Annotated in this window: 14 protein-coding genes; 7 read left to right on the top strand and 7 right to left on the bottom strand. The window is 66.9% G+C overall.

The window, feature by feature from the left end:
* Window positions 1–28: 28 nt before the first annotated feature.
* The 7 genes from DIE23_RS14925 to DIE23_RS14895 all read left to right on the top strand — a co-directional run bounded on the left by DIE23_RS14925 (window position 29) and on the right by DIE23_RS14895 (window position 7,117).
* Window positions 29–1,075 (top strand): 4-hydroxythreonine-4-phosphate dehydrogenase PdxA, encoded by a 1,047-nt coding sequence (locus DIE23_RS14925; RefSeq protein ID WP_124612833.1) that lies wholly within the window; start codon window positions 29–31, stop codon window positions 1,073–1,075.
* Between the two features lie 50 nt (window positions 1,076–1,125).
* Entirely contained in the window at window positions 1,126–2,298 is a 1,173-nt protein-coding gene (locus DIE23_RS14920) for an L-rhamnonate dehydratase (protein ID WP_124612832.1), read from the top strand.
* An 8-nt stretch (window positions 2,299–2,306) separates the two neighbouring features.
* A complete protein-coding gene (locus tag DIE23_RS14915; RefSeq protein WP_124612831.1) occupies window positions 2,307–3,224 on the top strand; it encodes a dihydrodipicolinate synthase family protein in 918 nt (305 codons plus the stop codon).
* Between the two features lie 97 nt (window positions 3,225–3,321).
* Window positions 3,322–4,614, top strand: a complete 1,293-nt coding sequence (locus tag DIE23_RS14910) for an MFS transporter (RefSeq protein WP_124612830.1) — start codon at window positions 3,322–3,324, stop codon at window positions 4,612–4,614.
* A 60-nt stretch (window positions 4,615–4,674) separates the two neighbouring features.
* Window positions 4,675–5,622, top strand: coding sequence for a YncE family protein (locus tag DIE23_RS14905; RefSeq protein ID WP_124612829.1), 948 nt, complete (start codon window positions 4,675–4,677; stop codon window positions 5,620–5,622).
* Window positions 5,600–6,556, top strand: coding sequence for an amidohydrolase (locus DIE23_RS14900; protein ID WP_124612828.1), 957 nt, complete (start codon window positions 5,600–5,602; stop codon window positions 6,554–6,556). The genes DIE23_RS14905 and DIE23_RS14900 overlap by 23 nt, the downstream gene beginning before the upstream one ends.
* 111 nt (window positions 6,557–6,667) lie before the next feature.
* Window positions 6,668–7,117 (top strand): GNAT family N-acetyltransferase, encoded by a 450-nt coding sequence (locus DIE23_RS14895; protein ID WP_124612827.1) that lies wholly within the window; start codon window positions 6,668–6,670, stop codon window positions 7,115–7,117.
* 132 nt (window positions 7,118–7,249) lie between these two features.
* Here DIE23_RS14895 and DIE23_RS14890 read toward each other — a convergent pair whose 3' ends face one another.
* The 7 genes from DIE23_RS14890 to DIE23_RS14860 form a co-directional block, all read right to left on the bottom strand.
* Window positions 7,250–10,135 (bottom strand): bifunctional YncE family protein/alkaline phosphatase family protein, encoded by a 2,886-nt coding sequence (locus tag DIE23_RS14890; protein ID WP_124612826.1) that lies wholly within the window; start codon window positions 10,133–10,135, stop codon window positions 7,250–7,252.
* A gap of 267 nt (window positions 10,136–10,402) precedes the next feature.
* Entirely contained in the window at window positions 10,403–12,337 is a 1,935-nt protein-coding gene (locus DIE23_RS14885) for an SMP-30/gluconolactonase/LRE family protein (RefSeq protein ID WP_124612825.1), read from the bottom strand.
* 438 nt (window positions 12,338–12,775) lie between these two features.
* Window positions 12,776–14,083 carry a dicarboxylate/amino acid:cation symporter gene (locus DIE23_RS14880; protein WP_124612824.1) on the bottom strand — a complete coding sequence of 436 codons (1,308 nt, stop codon included), beginning with the start codon at window positions 14,081–14,083 and terminating at the stop codon, window positions 12,776–12,778.
* Between the two features lie 364 nt (window positions 14,084–14,447).
* Window positions 14,448–15,653 (bottom strand): MFS transporter, encoded by a 1,206-nt coding sequence (locus tag DIE23_RS14875; RefSeq protein ID WP_124612823.1) that lies wholly within the window; start codon window positions 15,651–15,653, stop codon window positions 14,448–14,450.
* Between the two features lie 7 nt (window positions 15,654–15,660).
* The gene (locus tag DIE23_RS14870) at window positions 15,661–15,846 is read right to left on the bottom strand and encodes a DUF1289 domain-containing protein (RefSeq protein WP_059508013.1); all 186 of its coding nucleotides are present in this window, start codon (window positions 15,844–15,846) and stop codon (window positions 15,661–15,663) included.
* A gap of 2 nt (window positions 15,847–15,848) precedes the next feature.
* Window positions 15,849–17,150 carry a CDF family Co(II)/Ni(II) efflux transporter DmeF gene (gene dmeF / locus DIE23_RS14865; RefSeq protein WP_124612822.1) on the bottom strand — a complete coding sequence of 434 codons (1,302 nt, stop codon included), beginning with the start codon at window positions 17,148–17,150 and terminating at the stop codon, window positions 15,849–15,851.
* Window positions 17,151–17,161: 11 nt separating this feature from the next.
* On the bottom strand, window positions 17,162–17,434 hold the full coding sequence (locus tag DIE23_RS14860) for a metal/formaldehyde-sensitive transcriptional repressor (protein ID WP_124612821.1): 273 nt from the start codon (window positions 17,432–17,434) through the stop codon (window positions 17,162–17,164).
* Between the last annotated feature and the right edge of the window lie 133 nt (window positions 17,435–17,567).

The raw sequence follows: 17,567 nt of genomic DNA, 5'->3' as shown, positions 1-17,567 counted from the left end.
CGACCGCCGACCGCCACGGAGACGCCGCATGACGACCGCCGCCTCCCTGCCCGTCGTCGCGCTGACGCTCGGCGACCCCGCCGGCATCGGCGCCGAACTGATCGCCAAACTGCTCGCGCGGCCCGACGCGACGTCCCGCGCGAACCTCGTGCTGATCGGCGACCGCTGGCTGTGGGAAGCCGGCCAGCGCGTGGCCGGCGTGACGGTCGACGTCGAGCCCGTCGCCTCGCTCGCCGCCGTGCGCGGCCGATCGTCCACCGCGCGTGCCGCGTTCGTCGAGCTCGACACGATCGATCCCGCGCAGGTCACCGTCGGCCAGCCCGGCGCGGCCGGCGGCCGCTCGACGCTGACCGTGCTCGACCGATGCCTCGACGCCGCGCTCGCCGGCGAGATCGACGCGATCTGCTTCGCGCCGCTGAACAAGTACGCGATGAAGCTCGGCGGGCTCAAGCACGACGACGAGCTGCATCACTTCGCCGCCGCGCTCGGCGTGACCGGCTACTTCTGCGAATTCAACACGCTCGGCGAGCTGTGGACCGCGCGGATCTCGTCGCATATCCCGCTGAAGGATGCGGCGGCCCAACTGAGCGTCGAGCGGATCGAACAGGCTTCCGAACTGATCTACCGGTCGCTGCTCGCGAACGGCGTCGCGACACCGAAGGTCGCGATCGCCGCGTTCAACCCGCACGGCGGCGACGGCGGCAGCTGCGGCCGCGAGGAAGTCGACATCATCGAGCCGGCCGTGCGCAAGCTGCAGTCGCGCGACTGGCCGACCGACGCGCCGTTCCACGGGCCGTTTCCCGCCGACACGATCTTCCTGAAGGCGCAGGCCGGCGACTACCAGGCGATCGTCACGATGTACCACGACCAGGGGCAGATCGCGATCAAGCTGCTCGGCTTCTCGCGCGGCGTGACCGTGCAGGGCGGGCTGCCCGTGCCGATCACGACGCCCGCGCACGGCACCGCGTACGACATCGCGGGCCGCGGCGCGGCCGATGTCGGCGCGACCTGGCAGGCGCTGCAGATCGCGTGCCGGATGGGCGCCGCGCGCCGCACTTCCACCGTTTCGGCGTGACGCTCGCACGCCATCCACACACGACAACATCGATTACTGGAGACACCATCATGAAGATCCGTTCCGTGCGCGCCCGCGTATTCCAGTGGAAAGGCAAGACCGTCCCGCCGCAAGGCAACTTCTGCTCGAACGCGATGGACCTGCTGTACGCGCCGCAGGAAACCATGAGCACGTTCCGCTTCCATGCGTGGACGGTCGTCGAAGTCGAGACCGACGACGGCATCGTCGGCCTCGGCAACGTCGCGCTCGCGCCGCACGTCGCGAAGGTCATCATCGACCAGTACCTCGCGCCGCTCGTGATCGGCCAGGACCCGTGGGACTACGAATACCTGAACCAGCGGATGTACCGCGCAACCCACGCATGGGGCCGCAAGGGCATCGGCATGGCGGCGATCTCCGCGGTCGACATCGCGATCTGGGACATCCTCGGCAAGAGCGTCGGCAAGCCCGTGTTCAAGCTGCTCGGCGGCCGCACCAAGGAAAAGATCCCCTGCTACTACTCGAAGCTCTACCGCACCGACCTGAAGGAGATGCAGGACGAGGCGCAGCGCTATCTGAAGGAAGGCTTCCGCGCGTTCAAGATGCGCTTCGGCTACGGGCCCGCGCACGGGCAGCAGGGCGTGGTGGAGAACCTGAAGTCGGTCGCGGCGATCCGTGAGGTGATCGGCTACGACAACGACCTGATGCTCGAGTGCTACATGGGCTGGAACCTCGAGTACGCGAAGCGCATCCTGCCGAAGCTCGAGAAATACCAGCCGCGCTGGCTCGAGGAACCGGTGATCGCCGACGACATCGACGGCTACGCGGAGCTGAACCAGCTCACGCGCATCCCGATCTCCGGCGGCGAGCACGAGTTCTCGCTGTACGGCTTCAAGCAGTTGCTGGACCGCAAGGCCGTGTCGGTCGTGCAGTACGACACGAACCGCGTCGGCGGGATCACGATGGCGCACAAGATCAATGCGCTGTGCGAGGCGTACAGCGTGCCGGTGATTCCGCATGCGGGCCAGATGCACAACTATCACCTGACGATGAGCACGCTCGCGTCGCCGATGAGCGAGTACTTCCCGATGTTCGACGTGGAAGTCGGCAACGAGCTGTTCTATTACATCTTCGACGGCGAGCCGGTGGCCGAGAATGGCTTCCTGCAACTGCGCGACGACGTGCCGGGCCTCGGTCTCACGCTGAAGACCGAGTTCCTCGACCAGTTCGACATCGTCGAGTGAGGTCCGCCATGAACGCACGCTACCAGGGCGTCTTTCCGGTCGCGCCGACGATCTTCGACGCGCACGGCGCGCTCGATCTCGACGGCCAGCGCCGCTGCCTCGACTTCATGATCGACGCGGGTTCGCAGGGCATCTGCATCCACGCGAACTACTCGGAGCAGTTCGCGCTCGGCGACGACGAACGCGACCTCATCACGCGCACCACGCTCGAGCACGTCGCCGGCCGCGTGCCGGTGATCGTCACGACGTCGCACTTCAGCGCGCGCATTTGCGCGGAGCGCAACCGCCAGGCGCAGGCGCTCGGCGCCGCGATGGTGATGGTGATGCCGCCGTATCACGGCGCGACGTTCCGCGTGCCCGAAGCGCAGGTGCGCGCGTTCTTCCGCGACGTCACCGACGGCCTCGGCATTCCGCTGATGATCCAGGACGCGCCCGCGAGCGGCGTCGCGCTGTCCGCATCGCTCCTCGCGACGCTCGCGCGCGAGATCGACGCCGTGTCGTACTTCAAGATCGAGACGCCCGGCGCCGCGTCGAAGCTGCGCGAGCTGATCGCGCTCGGCGGCGACGCGATCGAAGGGCCGTGGGACGGCGAGGAAGGCATCACGTTGCTCGCCGACCTCGATGCCGGCGCGACCGGCGCGATGACGGGCGCCGGTTATCCGGACGGCATCCGCGGGATCACCGACGCGTATTTCGCCGGACGCCGCAACGAAGCGTGCGAGCAGTACGCGCGCTGGCTGCCGCTGATCAACTATGAGAACCGTCAGTCGGGCTTCCTGACCGCGAAGGCGCTGATGAAGGAAGGCGGCGTGATCGCGTGCGACAAGCCGCGCGCGCCGTGGCCCGAACTGCACCCGCAGGTACGCGCGGGCCTGCTCGACGCGGCGCGGCGGCTCGACCCGCTCGTGCTGCGCTGGGGACGCTAGACATCGTTTTGCACCCGCAACGCATGTGCGTTGCACATCGGCGTGACGGCGGTCCGACAGAAGGCCGCCGCTGCTCATCACATGGATCGGAGACACCATGACTCTGCTGAACCCGGCCACCCCGGCCTATGAAGCCGGCGGCGCCATTCCGCGCCGCCGCTGGCTGCGCGTGATTCCCCCGCTGCTGCTCGCCTGCATCATTTCGTACATGGACCGCGTGAACATCGCGTTCGCGATGCCCGGCGGGATGAACGCCGATCTCGGCATGGACGCGACGATGGCCGGCCTCGCCGGCGGCATCTTCTTCTTCGGCTACCTGTTCCTGCAGATTCCCGGCGGCCAGCGCGCGGCGCGCGGCAGCGGCAAGACCTTCATCGCCTGGTCGCTCGTGAGCTGGGCCGTGCTGTCGGTGCTGACCGGGCTCGTCACCCATACGTGGCAACTGCTGGCGCTGCGCTTCCTGCTTGGCGTGGCCGAAGGCGGGATGCTGCCCGTCGTGCTGACGATGGTCAGCCACTGGTTTCCCGACCGCGAGCGCGGCCGCGCGAACGCGATGGTCATCATGTTCGTGCCGCTCGCCGGCATGATCACCGCACCGCTGTCCGGCTTCATCCTCGCCGCATACGACTGGCGTCACCTGTTCTTCAGCGCCGGCGCGCTGTCGCTGCTGTGCCTGTTCGCGTGGCTGATGTTCGCCGACGACAGCCCGGAAACCGCGCGCTGGGTGTCGCCGCGCGAGAAGGCGTACATCCTCGACGCACTGCGTGAGGAGCAGGCGCGCAAGCAAGCCGCCGGCACGCCGGCCGCCGCGTCGTTCGGCGCGATACTGCGCAACCCGACGATCTGGCTGCTGATCGCGATCAACTTCTGCTATCAGGTCGGCATCTACGGCTATACGATGTGGTTGCCAACGCTGCTGAAAAACCTCACGCACGGCGGGATGGGCAAGGTCGGCCTGCTCGCGATGCTGCCGTACGTCGCGATGGTGATCGGGATGTTCGCCACGTCGTATTTGTCGGACCGAACCGGCAAGCGCCGCCTGTTCGTGCTGCTGCCGCTCATCGGCTTTGCCGCGTGCCTCGCGCTGTCGGTGCTCACGCATGAGTCGATGATGGTGTCGTTCGCGTTCCTGATCGGCTGCGGCTTCTTCCTGCAGGCGGCGGCCGGCGTGTTCTGGGCGATTCCGCCGAAGCTGTGCAGCGTCGAGACCGCCGGCAGCGCGCGCGGCCTGATCAATGCGCTCGGCAACCTCGGCGGCTTCTGCGGCCCGTATGCGGTCGGCGTGCTGACCCAGCACGTGAGCGCGGCGGCCGGCGTGTACAGCCTCGCCGTCACGCTCGCGGTGGCCGGCCTGCTCGCGCTGACGCTGCCCCGGCGCTGCGAAGACTGACGCGCACTAACACCGACGCGGGAACGCGTGGACACGCGAACGAAACAACGGAGACACACCATGAACGACATCCTGTTGCTGGTGCAGAAATGCGCCCACACCTTCAGCTTCTACGACCTCGAGACGAAAACCGCGCTCAAGCACATCGTGCTGCCGAACTTCCCGCACGAGTTCACCGTCGACGTGAACAACCGCTTCGCGTACGTCGGCATCTTCGGGATCGAGACCGCATGGTCGCGCGGCCATGAAGGCGATCACCGGATCGCCGAGATCGACCTCGTCGAGCGTACCCATACGCGGATGCTCGACCTGTGGCCGTACTACCGGCCGCACGGGATGGCGGCCGATCGCGACGGCCGGTTGTACGCGATGAGCGAGGCGCACGACATGTTGCTCGTGTTCGATGAACCGATCCGGCAGGCCGTGCCGAACATGGCCGTGCCGTCCGGCGGCGTGAAGACGCACCTCGTGACGCTCACGCGCGATGCGAGCCGCGCATACGGCGTGCATCTGCTGTCGAACACGGTCACGCAGTTCCATCCGCGCGACGCCACCGTCGCGCCGCGCGCGGTGATGCCGGGCCCGCGTCCCGAAGGCAATGCGCTGTCGAGCGACGAGCGCACGCTGTTCGTCGCGAATCGCGGCGACGACACACTCGTCGAGATCGATACCGACACGATGACCTGCGGCCGCCGCGTGAAGACGCGCAGCGATCCGAACCGCATCTACCGCACCACCGCGCCGGACGGCCGCGACCTGCTGCTGCTGACCAATTCAGGCGAGCGGTCGATCTCGGTGTTCGATGCGCGGCAGCTGGAGGAAATCGAACGCGTCGCGCTGCCCGCGAACCCGACCGCGCTGTCGTTCCATCCGTCGCGGCGCGTCGCGTACGTGTCGTTCCAGGACGACTACGTGCGCGAGCTCGATCTCGATGCATGGCGGTTCGTCGGCGCATTGCCGACGCTGCGCGAACCGGATGCATCGTATGTGCTCGCAGGCACGCGCTGAGCGGCGCGACGACGCGCCGTCGCCGGACGCGATGCCGACGGCGCTCGTCGACGCGCATCACCACCTGTGGCAACTCGGCGCGGGCGCGCACTACCCGTGGCTGCAGGACCAGTACGATCCGGCGCACTTCATGTTCGGCGACTATGCGGCGCTGTGCCGCGATTTCGGCGTGGACGACTACCGGCACGCGGCGCAAGGTGCGCCGATCGTCGCGAGCGTGCACGTCGAGGCGGAACGGGCGCGCGACGAAGCGCTCGCGGAAACGCGCTGGCTGCATGCGGTCGCTGCCGCGCACGGGCTGCCGTCGGCGGTCGTCGCGTGGGTCGACCTGCTGGCTGACGATGCGGACGAGCGGCTCGGCGAACAGGCCGCGTGGCCGCGCGTGCGCGGCGTGCGGTTCAAGCCGCGCACCGCTGCATCGCCGGACGCGGCCGTCAACGGGCCCGGCACGCTGCGCGATCCGCGCTGGCCGGCCGCGCTGGAACGCCTGGCCGCGCATGGCCTGAGCTGGGATCTGCGCGTGCCGTTCTGGCATCTCGGCGACGCGGCCGCGCTGCTGGCCGATGCGCCCGGTGTCGACGTGGTGCTCGAACATGCGGGGCTGCCGTGGGATCGCTCGGCAGCGGGGCTCGCGCGCTGGCGCAGCGGCATGCAGGCGCTGGCCGCTTCCCCGCGCGTGACCGTGAAGATCTCCGAACTCGGCTTGCGCGATGCGATGTGGAACGAGGCTGAAAACGCGCGGATCATCCGCGACACGATCGCGATATTCGGCTGGCAGCGCTGCCTGTTCGCGAGCAATTTTCCGGTGGCGGGGTTGCGGGTGTCCTATCCCGCATTGCTGCGTACGTTCGCCGGTGCGATGGCGGACCTCGACGCTGCGGCGCGTCAGGCGATCTGGCACGACAACGCGATGCGCGTGTACCGGATTGCGTAAACGAACATCGCCCGGCCGGGCGGCAGATTCCGTTGCCGGGCCTTTGACCTGCGTCGCGAATGCTGGAATCATCGGCGTCGAAGCTCGCCCCCGAGCGCATCCACATCGATCATGAAACCGGCGATCCGCCTGCGTCCCGCGTCCGCGTCCGACCTGCCCTTTCTGCTGACGCTCCGCCAACTCACGATGACCGAGCATCTGCGACGCGTCGGCGCCCCCACCGACGACGAAGCGCACCACCGGCGCATCGTGGCAAATTTCGAAGATGCGATGATCGTCTGCGAAGGCACGAACGCCGACGCCGGCCCGATCGGCTTGCTGAAAGTGACGCGCGCCGCCGCTGAATGGCACGTCCACCAGATCCAGATCCACCCGTCGCGACAGGGACAAGGCATCGGCGAAGCCGTGTTGCGCGAACTGCTGGCCGAAGCCGCACGCGAGCCCGTATCCGTATCGCTCAGCGTGCTGCACGGCAACCCGGCGCGGCGCCTCTACGAGCGGCTCGGGTTCCGGCTGCTGTCCGAAACGGACAGCAGCGCGAACCTGATATGGCACGCGTGACGTTGCGCAGCCCGGCCAGCCGCTCACGCGGCGCGCCGGATGCCGCCCACGCGGACCCTCGCCGCACACCTCGCGAAAAAACACAGGCCCTCCCGCCGGGAGGGCCTGCTTCCACATCGACCAAACGAACGATCAGTCGTCGTCGCGGCTCGCCACCTTCTGCGTCACGCCCCTGAGCTTCGGGTACGGCTGCGTGCCCATCATCCCTTTCCACAACACGCGGTTGAACTGATCCGCCGGCACCTCGTCGGCATCGTCGAAGTCGAACTTCGCCGTCACCTTTGCCCAGTACGCCGCGTCATGCTTCGGCGTGACATCCGGCCCGGCCGCGTATTGCAGCAGATTCTCGCCCGCCCCTTCGGCCAGCCGCAGCCCGGTGCCCTTCAGCGCCGTCGACGCGACGGCCGTGTAGGTCCACGACGCCGGGCCGTGCACGTCGAACACGTCGGTCATCGGCCGCTGGTAGGCCGTATTCAGGTTCATGTGCTGCGTGCCGAGCACGTCCTCGATGGTGCGCAGCGCATTGACCTGGCTGTAGCGGGTCCGGATCACCGCGCCCTGCTTCACGTACGGCCCGACGATGTACGCCGGCCCGCGATGCGAATCCACGTGATCGGGGCCGTCCTGCACGTCGTCCTCGGTCACGACGATCAGCGTGTCGTTCGCATACGGGCTCTTCGCGACGGCCTCGACCAGCCGGCCGACCGCCAGGTCGTTGTCCGCCTGCTGCGTTTCCGGCGTGTTCACGCCGGCGAACGCCGTGCCGAACGCCCCCATGTGATCGTGCGACAGGCGCACCAGCGACAGCGTCGGCAGGTTGCCGCTCGCGACGTACTGGTCGAACTCGCGTTTCCACTCGTTGAGACGCCACTGGTCCGGATACGTCTGGTCGAAACCGCGGAAGTACACGTCGGTCATCGACGCGAGCCGCGGGTCGAGCGCGGCGGCCTGGACGACGCCGGCCGCGTGCGCATCGACGATCGGGTTCGCGGCCGTGCCGATGCTGCCGATGTTGTTCACGAGGAACCCGTAGTTGCGGACCGTGCCGCCGCCGGCCAGCACCGCGTCGAAGATGTAGCCGCGCTGGTGGCCGAACGGCGCATCGGACGACGCATGGTTGCCGGTGCCCGGCAGCAGGTTCGCCGCACCGCCCGGCAGGCCGGCGGCCGCGTTGCTGTAGTTCGTGGTGCCGGCCGGGCCGGCCGCCGCATCGCGTTGCTGCACCGTTTCCCAGTTGACCGGCACGCTGCGGTTCGTGCCCTCGCTCTCATACGACAAACCACGATTGACCGCCGCGTAGTTGATCTGCTGGGTGATCGTCTCGGTGTTGGTGACGCGCCCCTGAAGCGCCCACGACCAGCCGTCCATGCTGCCGTCGCCCGGGTTCATGAAGTTGTCGAGCGTCACGAACTGGCTCGCCAGGCGATGGAAGTTCGGCGTGATGTTCCGGCCGAACTGGGCCAGCCGCGGATCGCCATTGGCGCCATTGCCGATGTCGCCGAGCACCTGATCGAACGTGCGGTTTTCCTTGACGACGTAGATCACGTGCTTGATGTGACGGCGCAGGAAGCCCATCACTTCGTTATCCCGGTCGTTGTCTTCCGGACGATAGAAGTTGTTGCGCGCGGCCTGCTGCGTCAGCGTCGGCAGCTCGTTGGCCGCGGGCACCGGGGCGCTCACGAGCGACGCGCGCTCGAGCTGGAACTGGTATTCGTTCGACGCGTGCGACGCGGCCGCCTGCGCCGGGGTCGCGCCGAACAGGTGGTCCGGGTTCGGGCCGGTCGTGCTCTTGCCGTTCACCACGTACATCCACGTGCCGTCGGCGCTGAAGGTCACGTCGTGCGGCTCGAAGGCGGTCGGAATCAGGCCGGTGACGCGATACGCCCGCTCGCCGACGAGCGGAATGACGGCGATTTCGTTCGCGCCGGCGTTGGTCGCATACAGCGTGCGGCCATCGCGCGACAGCGTGACCGCGTAAGTCGCCGCACCCGTGTGCGCCTGGCCGTGCGCCAGCACGCCGGCCGGCGCGCGTGCGTCGATCCGGGTCACGACCGCGTTGGTGTTCGTGTCGATCACCGCGACCTGGTCAGCGTTGTCCTGCGCGACGAACAGCCGCGATTGCGACGCGTCGAGCGTCATGCCGAGCGCGTTGCCGTCCAGCTTGATGCGCTTGACGAGGCGGCCGCGAGACGGCGACGACACGTCGACCGCGACGATCTCGCGATCGCGATCCGACGACACGTACGCGATGCCGTTGCCCTTCATCACGACCGCGAACGGGAATGTGCCGCCGGCGTCGCCGCTGCGGCCTTCGTTGCCGGAGAAGAACGGACGCAGGTCATGCTCGTAGCGCACGTTGTTGGTCGCGGTATCGATCACGCTGATCGAATCGTTGTAGTTGTTCGCGACGACGAGCGTCTTGCCGTCGGCCGACAGCGCGAGCCCGGCCGCATTCGGCTGCACGCGGATGCCGACGCCCTTGCCGGCGTGGCCGAGCGCGATCGTGTTCGACAGCGCCCACGCGCCGCCCTGCTGCGCATAGACGTAGACCGCATCGTCGCTGCCGCCCGTCGCATAGAGCTTGCCGCCGTCATGCGAGAACGCCAGCCCGACGAACGCGTTGGTCTGCTGGAGCACCTGCTTGAGCACCGGGCGGGTCTTGTTCGCGCCCGCGACGTCGTACAGGAAGATGAATTGCGTCGAGGCCGCGGTGTCGACCGAACCGTCCGGCTTGTACAGCGAGTTCTGGCCGGCGGTGATGATCGCCAGCGTCTTGCCGTCCGGGCTCAATTGCGAGCGCACGGCTTCCCCCGCGACGAAATGCGGATAGGCCGGCAGCCCGGGATTCAGGAACTGCTGGACCGCGCCGCGCACCGCGAGCGGCGTGACGAACTGACCGCTCGGCACGCGGGCGGCGTCGGCTGCGTTGAAACCGTCCGCGTGCGCGTGCGACGCAAGCAGCACGGCCGACATGACGGCTCCGAGTCGGAGCGCGCGCTTGACCTGACCATTTTTCATAGGAATCCTCTGTACTGATGGGGCGATGACCGTCTGACGTGTCCGGCATGATCGTGGCCTTGTCTGCCCGTATCGCGCGGCGGCGAGGGCCTGTGCCATCGATCGATGGGTTTGCGCCGGCGATCGCCGACGTGCCGGCATTACATCGCCGCCCAGTGTCAAGCGGATGACCGGCTCCGTTGCGGGCCGGCCTATTACACATCGTTACAGCAAAGGCATTTCGATGACAGCCATCGTGGTGTCATCGTTGCATTCGACACCCCGCCCTCAAGGCGTCCACCGATAAACGGTGATGCTGTTCCCCTTCACGTTGTTCTTCGTCACCACGTATTCGCCATTCGCGCGGCGGTACGCGCGCACGCTGACCATCGCGTCGATCGCGCTGCTGGTATCCACGGTCGCGGGGCTCGCATTGACGAGCGTCGTGTCGAGATTGCCGGTGTCGAGGTTGAATGCGTCGATGTTCGGCCACAGCGGCCCGCTGCTGCTGAACCAGTAGCCGACGAACAGGTGATTGCCGGCCGCGTCGATCGACTTCGCGCCGCTGTGCGGCAGCGTGATCACCGGGTTCGGCTTCGTCGTGTTGCCCGCGCTCCAGCCGTGATACACCTCGATGCGCGTGCCGATCGACGTCCAGTCGGTGCTCCCGACCACGCCCTGCGCGAGCACCATCGTGTCGCTGTCGGCGAGATAGACGATGCGCGTCAGCGGCTGGATGCTGGCCGGCACCGGCGTCGCCACACCCGGTCCCCACGACGGCTTGCCGCTCGCATCGAAGCCGGTCAGCGGATAGTGATAAATGGCGCCGGTCTTGTCGAGGCCGGCCCATACGCCGCCCTTGCTGTCGAGACTGAAACCGGCCGACACGCGCCGGGTCGTGTTGAACGCGGGCCCGGGGATCGATCCGTCCGGAATCGCGACATAGCCGTTGGCCGCGTTGAAGTGGAAGAAGTAGTAAACCGGCGGATTCTGTCCCGCCGCGACCAGGATCCGGTTCGCACCGACCGACGTCAGCAGCCCGAAGTGCTCGTCGCGCTGGGTGTCGTTCATGTTGATGCGCGGGTCCGACGGATACGTGAACGGGTCGACGGTGTTCGCGACGAAGGTGCCGCCCGCGGTGCCGCTGTATACATGCGTGCCGCTGTAGAACAGCGAGCCGTCGGTGACCGGATCGGGTGCGGCGATGCCTTCGAAGTTGAGCGACTGCAGCGCCCAGCGCAGGCTGCCGGCGCTGCTGTACGCGTGAATGTCGGTCGCGCCGTTGCGGCCGAGATCCCAGCTGCCGCCCCACGGGTTGTTGAGCACGTACAGGTTGCCGCCCGTGTCCTTGCCGATCCCGGCGATGCGGGTGAAGCGCTGCGCGCCGACCTGCCCCTTGATGCCCGTCGTTGTGTCGAGATAGCCGCCGCGCACGCCGAACGTGCCGGCCAGCGCGGGCCGGCCCGACACGGTATAGCGCTTGATGTTCATGTCGGGGCCTTCGTCGCCGACCAGCAGTTGCCCCGCCGCCGCATCGAAATAGAGCGCCGACGGCTGCGACCCGGCGGCCAGCCGGATCGTGTTCAGCAGCGCGCCGGCCGGGCTGAATTCGACGATCGAGCCTGCGCTCTTCTGCGCGACCCAGACGTTGCCCGAACCGTCGACCGCGAGCGCGCCGGGTGCTGACACAGTGATGTCCCGCTGCCAGACGCCGTCGGTCGTGAACACCCGCACGCGATTGCCGTAGAAATCGCTCGCATAGAGCAGCGAGCCGGCCGTCGCGAGCCCGGTGACGACGTCGATGCGCGGCTGGTTGGTCGCCGTGGTGACCTGAATGAGCTTGTCGCGGTACCGCGTCGCGCGGTTGTAGCGCCCGACCGCGCCGCTGCCGTAGCCGTTGCCGGGCTGCAGCGCGACGAACAGTGACGTCGCGTTGCCCGCGATCGCACTGCCCTGGAATTCGGAATGCGTGCCGATCGACCCGACGCTCTTGCCGTTCTGGTAGATCGCGACGCCGCCTTCATACTCGTCCCACATCGACGCCGTGTAAATCACGCCTTCGGGTGCGACCCACATCGAACGCGCGACGTTGCCGACATGTGCGGCGAGCGTGCCGTACGTGTTCGCGATCCAGTCGGTGGTATTGCCCGCGTATCCGGCCGGCGCAATCGCGGCGATCGCGGCGGCGAGCAGCACGGCCCGAATCGGTTTTCTGGCGACCATGGCTGATACTCTCCTGAATGGTGTAATTGTTCGCGCGACGGGACGGCCGGATGATTGGAAATCGGCAATGCGTAAATACTTCCGCTGAATCATCCGGCGCGGTCGGTATTACATCGGGCGCGCACTCGATAATCGGCAGCGTCGAGAATAGCTTTATATAAATCGAAAAAAAATTGCGAACCCCTGTCGCAGACGACGCGCGCGACTGCGCGAGAGTGAATGATCACTTACGCGTTTGCGCTTGATATCGGGAAAGTCAGGCTGGCGCCTTCGGGAATATCGCCGCTTGTTCGAATGCGGCGTATTGCAATAACGGAGGGTTTTTCGGCGAATCGGGAAAATCGCCGGATGCGGATAAAGGAATGACTGCTGGCGGGTATCGCGCCGGCCTGAATCCATGTCGAATCCAGGCCGGCGAACGTCACGGCAACAGGGAAATCACGCGGACGTCGCCGTCTCCCGCACTTCCACCTGCCTGACCTCGCCGCCGCCGTCCGAATCCGCGTCGTCGCGCGAATCGCCGAGCTGCCCTTCCCACTTCGCGACCACGGCGGCCGCGATCGAGTTGCCGACGGCGTTGGTGGCCGAGCGCCCCATGTCGAGGAACATGTCGACGCCCATGATCAGCAGCAGCCCGGCTTCCGGCAGATGGAACTGGCTGAGCGTCGCCGCGATCACGACGAGCGATGCGCGCGGCACGCCCGCCATCCCCTTCGACGTGACCATCAGCATCAGCAGCATCGTGATCTGCGTGCCGAGCGGCAGGTCGATCCCGTACACCTGCGAGATGAACAGCACCGCGAACGTGCAGTACATCATCGAGCCGTCGAGGTTGAACGAATACCCGATCGGCAGCACGAAGCTCGAGATCTTGCGGTTCACGCCGAACCGGTCGAGCGCGTCGAGCAACTTCGGATACGCGGCTTCGGAGCTCGCCGTCGCGAACGACAGCAGGAACGGCTCGCGGATCAGGCGGATCAGCGTGAACGCGCGCTTGCCGAGGAACGCCACGCCGGCGAGCGTCAGCACGCCCCACAGCAGCGCCAGCGCCAGATAGAAGCTCGCCATGAACTTCGCGAAAGTAAGCAGGATGCCGAGCCCTTCCGTCGTGATCGTCGACGCCAGCGCGGCAAATACCGCGACCGGTGCGAACCACATCACCGCGCCCGTCACCTTCAGCATGACCTGCGCGAGATCGTCGATCACGCCGGTCAGGCGCTTGCCGGCGTCGCCGAGCGCGGACAGCGCGGTGCCGAAGAAGATCGAGAACACGACGATCTGCAGGATCTCATTGTTCGCCATCGCCTCGGCGATCGATTTCGGTACCAGGTGGACGACGAAATCCTTCAGCGTGAATGCGCCCGTCTTCAGGTTCAGCGCCGCATCGGCGGCCGGCAACGGCAGGCTCAGGTGGCTGCCCGGCTTCAGGATCGTCGCGGTCACGAGGCCGAGCAGCAGCGACGTGAACGATGCGATGAAGAACCAGCCGAACGCCTTCACGCCCACGCGGCCGATCGACCCGCTGTCGCCCATCTGCGCGATGCCGACCGTCAGCGTCGCGAACACCAGCGGCGCGATGATCATCTTGATCAGGCGCAGGAACACGTCGGACAGCAGCGACACGTAGCCGGCGACTTCCTTGGCCATTTTCGGGTCGGGAAACGCGCTATGACAGGCGTAGCCCACGGCAATGCCAAGCACCATCGCGATGACGATGTACTTGGTGATGTTGTGCTTCTTCTTCATTAGCAATCCAGATTACAGAACGGGTGTTTCCAACGGCAGGTCGATCGCCGGCATTGAAACGCGGGCGGAATTCCGCGAGCGCGGCGCGCGCCGTTTCGAGTGCCGGAGCCCGTCCGTGGGCATGGCCACGGCGAACAGGGGGGGCATTCTATCGCAAACACCGGACAATCTTTCAAATCTGAAAGCAAATCGCGGTACGGGGAACGAGGCGGGGCGGGCTCTCATCGGCCGGGGCCGAGGGGTCGAGGGGTCGAGGGGTCGAGGGGCACGTGGGCCGCGACGCGGGTCCGGTCTTCGGGCACCGTCGTGCCCGCCCGTCAGCTCGGCCTTGCGCGGGACGCCGGCGAACCCCGCAGGCCACGCGTCACGCCTGCGAAGTGCCCGCCCGCGGCATGAACCGGCACAGGCACAGCGGCACCACGACCAGCACGGCGCCGGCGAGAAACGTGGCCGACGCGCCGAAACGCGTCCACAGCGCGCCGGCGATGCTGCTCGCGAGCAGCATGCAGATGCCGCTCACCAGGTTGAATACGCCGAACGCGGTTCCGCGCAGCGTGGCCGGCGAGGTTTCCGACACCATCGCGGCGAGGATGCCCTGCGTAAAGCCCATGTGCAACCCCCACACGGCCACGCCGGCGAACATCGAGATCGTCGACGTACCGATGCCGAGCAGCAGGTCGGCCGCGATCAGCAGCACCATGCCGGCCGCGAGCAGCACGCGGCGATCCAGCCGGTCCGACAGGATGCCGACCGGCCATGCGGACAGCGCATAGGCAACGCTCATCGCGACCATCACCGCCGGGATCCACGCAGCATCGAGCCCCGTCTGCTGCGCGCGCAGCACCAGGAACGCCTCGCTGAAGCGCGCGAGCGTAAATGTCGCGCCTGCCGCGACGACGAACCAGTAGCTGCGGGGGAACTCGCGCAAGGCGTTCCAGCGCAGCGGCGAGCGAAAGTGCCGGTCCGGTTTCGACTGGTCGGGCTCCCGTACGCCGAAGACGATCAATGCGATCGCGACGAACGCCGGCACCACGGCAAACCACAGCACGGACCGGATGCGATCCTCGAACCAGAGCATCAGCACGATCGCGAGCATCGGTCCGAGGAACGCGCCCACGGTATCCATCGACTGACGCAAGCCGAAGCACGCGCCGCGGATTTCGGGCGGTGCGATGTCGGCCACCAGCGCGTCGCGCGGCGCGCCGCGAATGCCTTTACCGACGCGATCGAGCAGGCGGGCCGTCACGACCACGGCCGGCGTGGACGCCAGCGGAAACAACGGCTTGGTCAACGCCGCGAGCCCGTAGCCGAGCAGCAGCAGCCCCTTGCGGCGGCCAAGCCAGTCGCTGATCGCGCCGGAGAACACCTTGACGATCATCGCAGTCGCTTCGGCCGCCCCTTCGAGGACACCAAGCGCGACGACGCTCATCCCCATCGTCGACACCAGATAGATCGGCAGCAGCGCATGGATCAGCTCGGACGACAGGTCCATGAACAGGCTCACGAGGCCCAATGCCCACACGGTCCGTGGAATCGCAGGCTTGCCGGCAATCGGTGATGGAGCGCTCATGATGTGATCAGTCGGTCGTTTCCCGCGTCAGTTTCGCATGCCGCCGCGCGCGGTCGTTCACGATTTGATGACGCCGGTGATCCGTCATCTTCTTCCAGCCGCGCGCTTCGTCGCGCGTTCGCAGGCATGCCACGCAATAACCGGTCCTGCCGTCGAACGAACACACGTCGACGCAAGGGGACTTGACCGCCATGCTTATTGTCCTCGCGTCACGGGCACGACTTCGACGGTGATGTGCGACAGGTTCCTGAACCGCTGCAGCACGCCGTGATAGAAGCGCGCATCGCGCTTCGGGTCGTCCGTCACCACCGATACGACCGCGCTCATGTGTCCCGGCCCGAGCCGCCACACATGCAGGTCGCCGACGCGGTCGCCCGTGCCTTCGATGGCGCCGCGCACGTTGTCCGTCAGACGACGGTCCGCATTCATGTCGAGCAGGATCCCGCCGGTATCGCGCATCAGGCCGTACGACCAGTTCGCGATCACCAGCGCGCCGATGATGCCGGCCAGCGGATCCATCCAGAGCCAGCCGAACGCACGCGCGAGCAGCAGCCCGACGATCGTCAGCACGGAGACGGCCGCATCGGCGATCACGTGGATGTACGCGGAGCGGATGTTGTGATCGCGCACCGCCGCCGCGGACACGCCATGGTCGTGCTCCTCGAACGCCAGCTCGTGCTCGCGGTCGTTCAAGCGGACGATCGCCTTGAATTCATGCGGTTCGGGAATGGCTTCGGTCGACTCCAGGTAGCCGCCGCGATTTTGCATCGCGAATGCCTGACGGGTGCCGTCCGGACGGATCGTCGTCACCGACGCGGCGCTCGCATCGACGCGCTTCGTCTCGTGCGTCGCGGGCGCGACGCGGAACACCGGCGGCACGCCATCCTCGAACACCGACACGACGAATACGCCCTGCTGATCGAAGATCCGGTGTGCTTCCTCTGCGTGCGCGTGATCGTCGTGATCGTCATGACCGTGCCCGTGATGATGGCCGTGGCCGTGGCCGTGGCCATGACCGTGGCTATGGCCATGATGGTCGCCGCTCAGCAGCCAGGCGCTCGCGATGTTGACGAGCAAGCCCGCAACCGCGATCGGAATCGCCTCGCTGAAATGGATCGGGACCGGGGCGAGCAGGCGCGCGACCGCCTCGTACCCGATCAGCAGCGCAATCATCGCGAGCACGATCGCGCTCGTGAAACCCGCCAGATCGCCGAGCTTGCCTGTGCCGAACACGAAGCGCGGGTCGCTCGCATGCTTGCGCGCATAGGTATAGGCAAACGCGGCGATCAGCATCGCGCCCGCGTGCGTCGACATGTGCAGGCCGTCCGCGATCAGTGCCAGCGAGCCGAAAAGCGACCCGCCGACGATCTCGGCCACCATCATCGCCGCGCACAGCGCGATGACCATCCAGGTCCTGCGTTCGTTCTGCTCGTGCGCGGCGCCGAGAAAGATGTGGTCGTGCCCTGCGCCGAAGGCGTCATCGATGAAATTGTTCATTCCGCCCCCGGTTACTTGAAATAGCTGTGAACGACTTCGATCAGCTGTTCGGTCGCGCTTCCTTCGTCGTCGTGACCTTCGGCGTCGACCAGATGGCTGCGGATGTGATCCTCGAGCACGACCGCGAGCAGGCCGTTCATCGCGCCGCGGCCGCTCGTGATGAGACGGAGGATTTCGTTGCAACCGCGCTCGTCTTCCAGCGCACGTTCGATCGCTTCGACCTGTCCCTTGATCCGGCGGACACGGTTCAGCAGCTTCTGCTTTTCCTTGATGGTGTGGCTCATGGTGGTCCCTTCATATACCGGGGGGGACTATATATCGAATCGCTCTCCGCATATAGGGGGGTGCCCCTATGTCCTTCGTCAAGCGTTAAGGGCTGACTTGGGTTGGTAAATGGTGCCGTCACGCAGCATGGCG

This window comes from Burkholderia sp. Bp9143 (assembly GCF_003853645.1).
In the GTDB taxonomy this organism is placed as follows: Bacteria; Pseudomonadota; Gammaproteobacteria; order Burkholderiales; family Burkholderiaceae; genus Burkholderia.
This window is presented reverse-complemented; position numbering and strand designations above follow the sequence as displayed.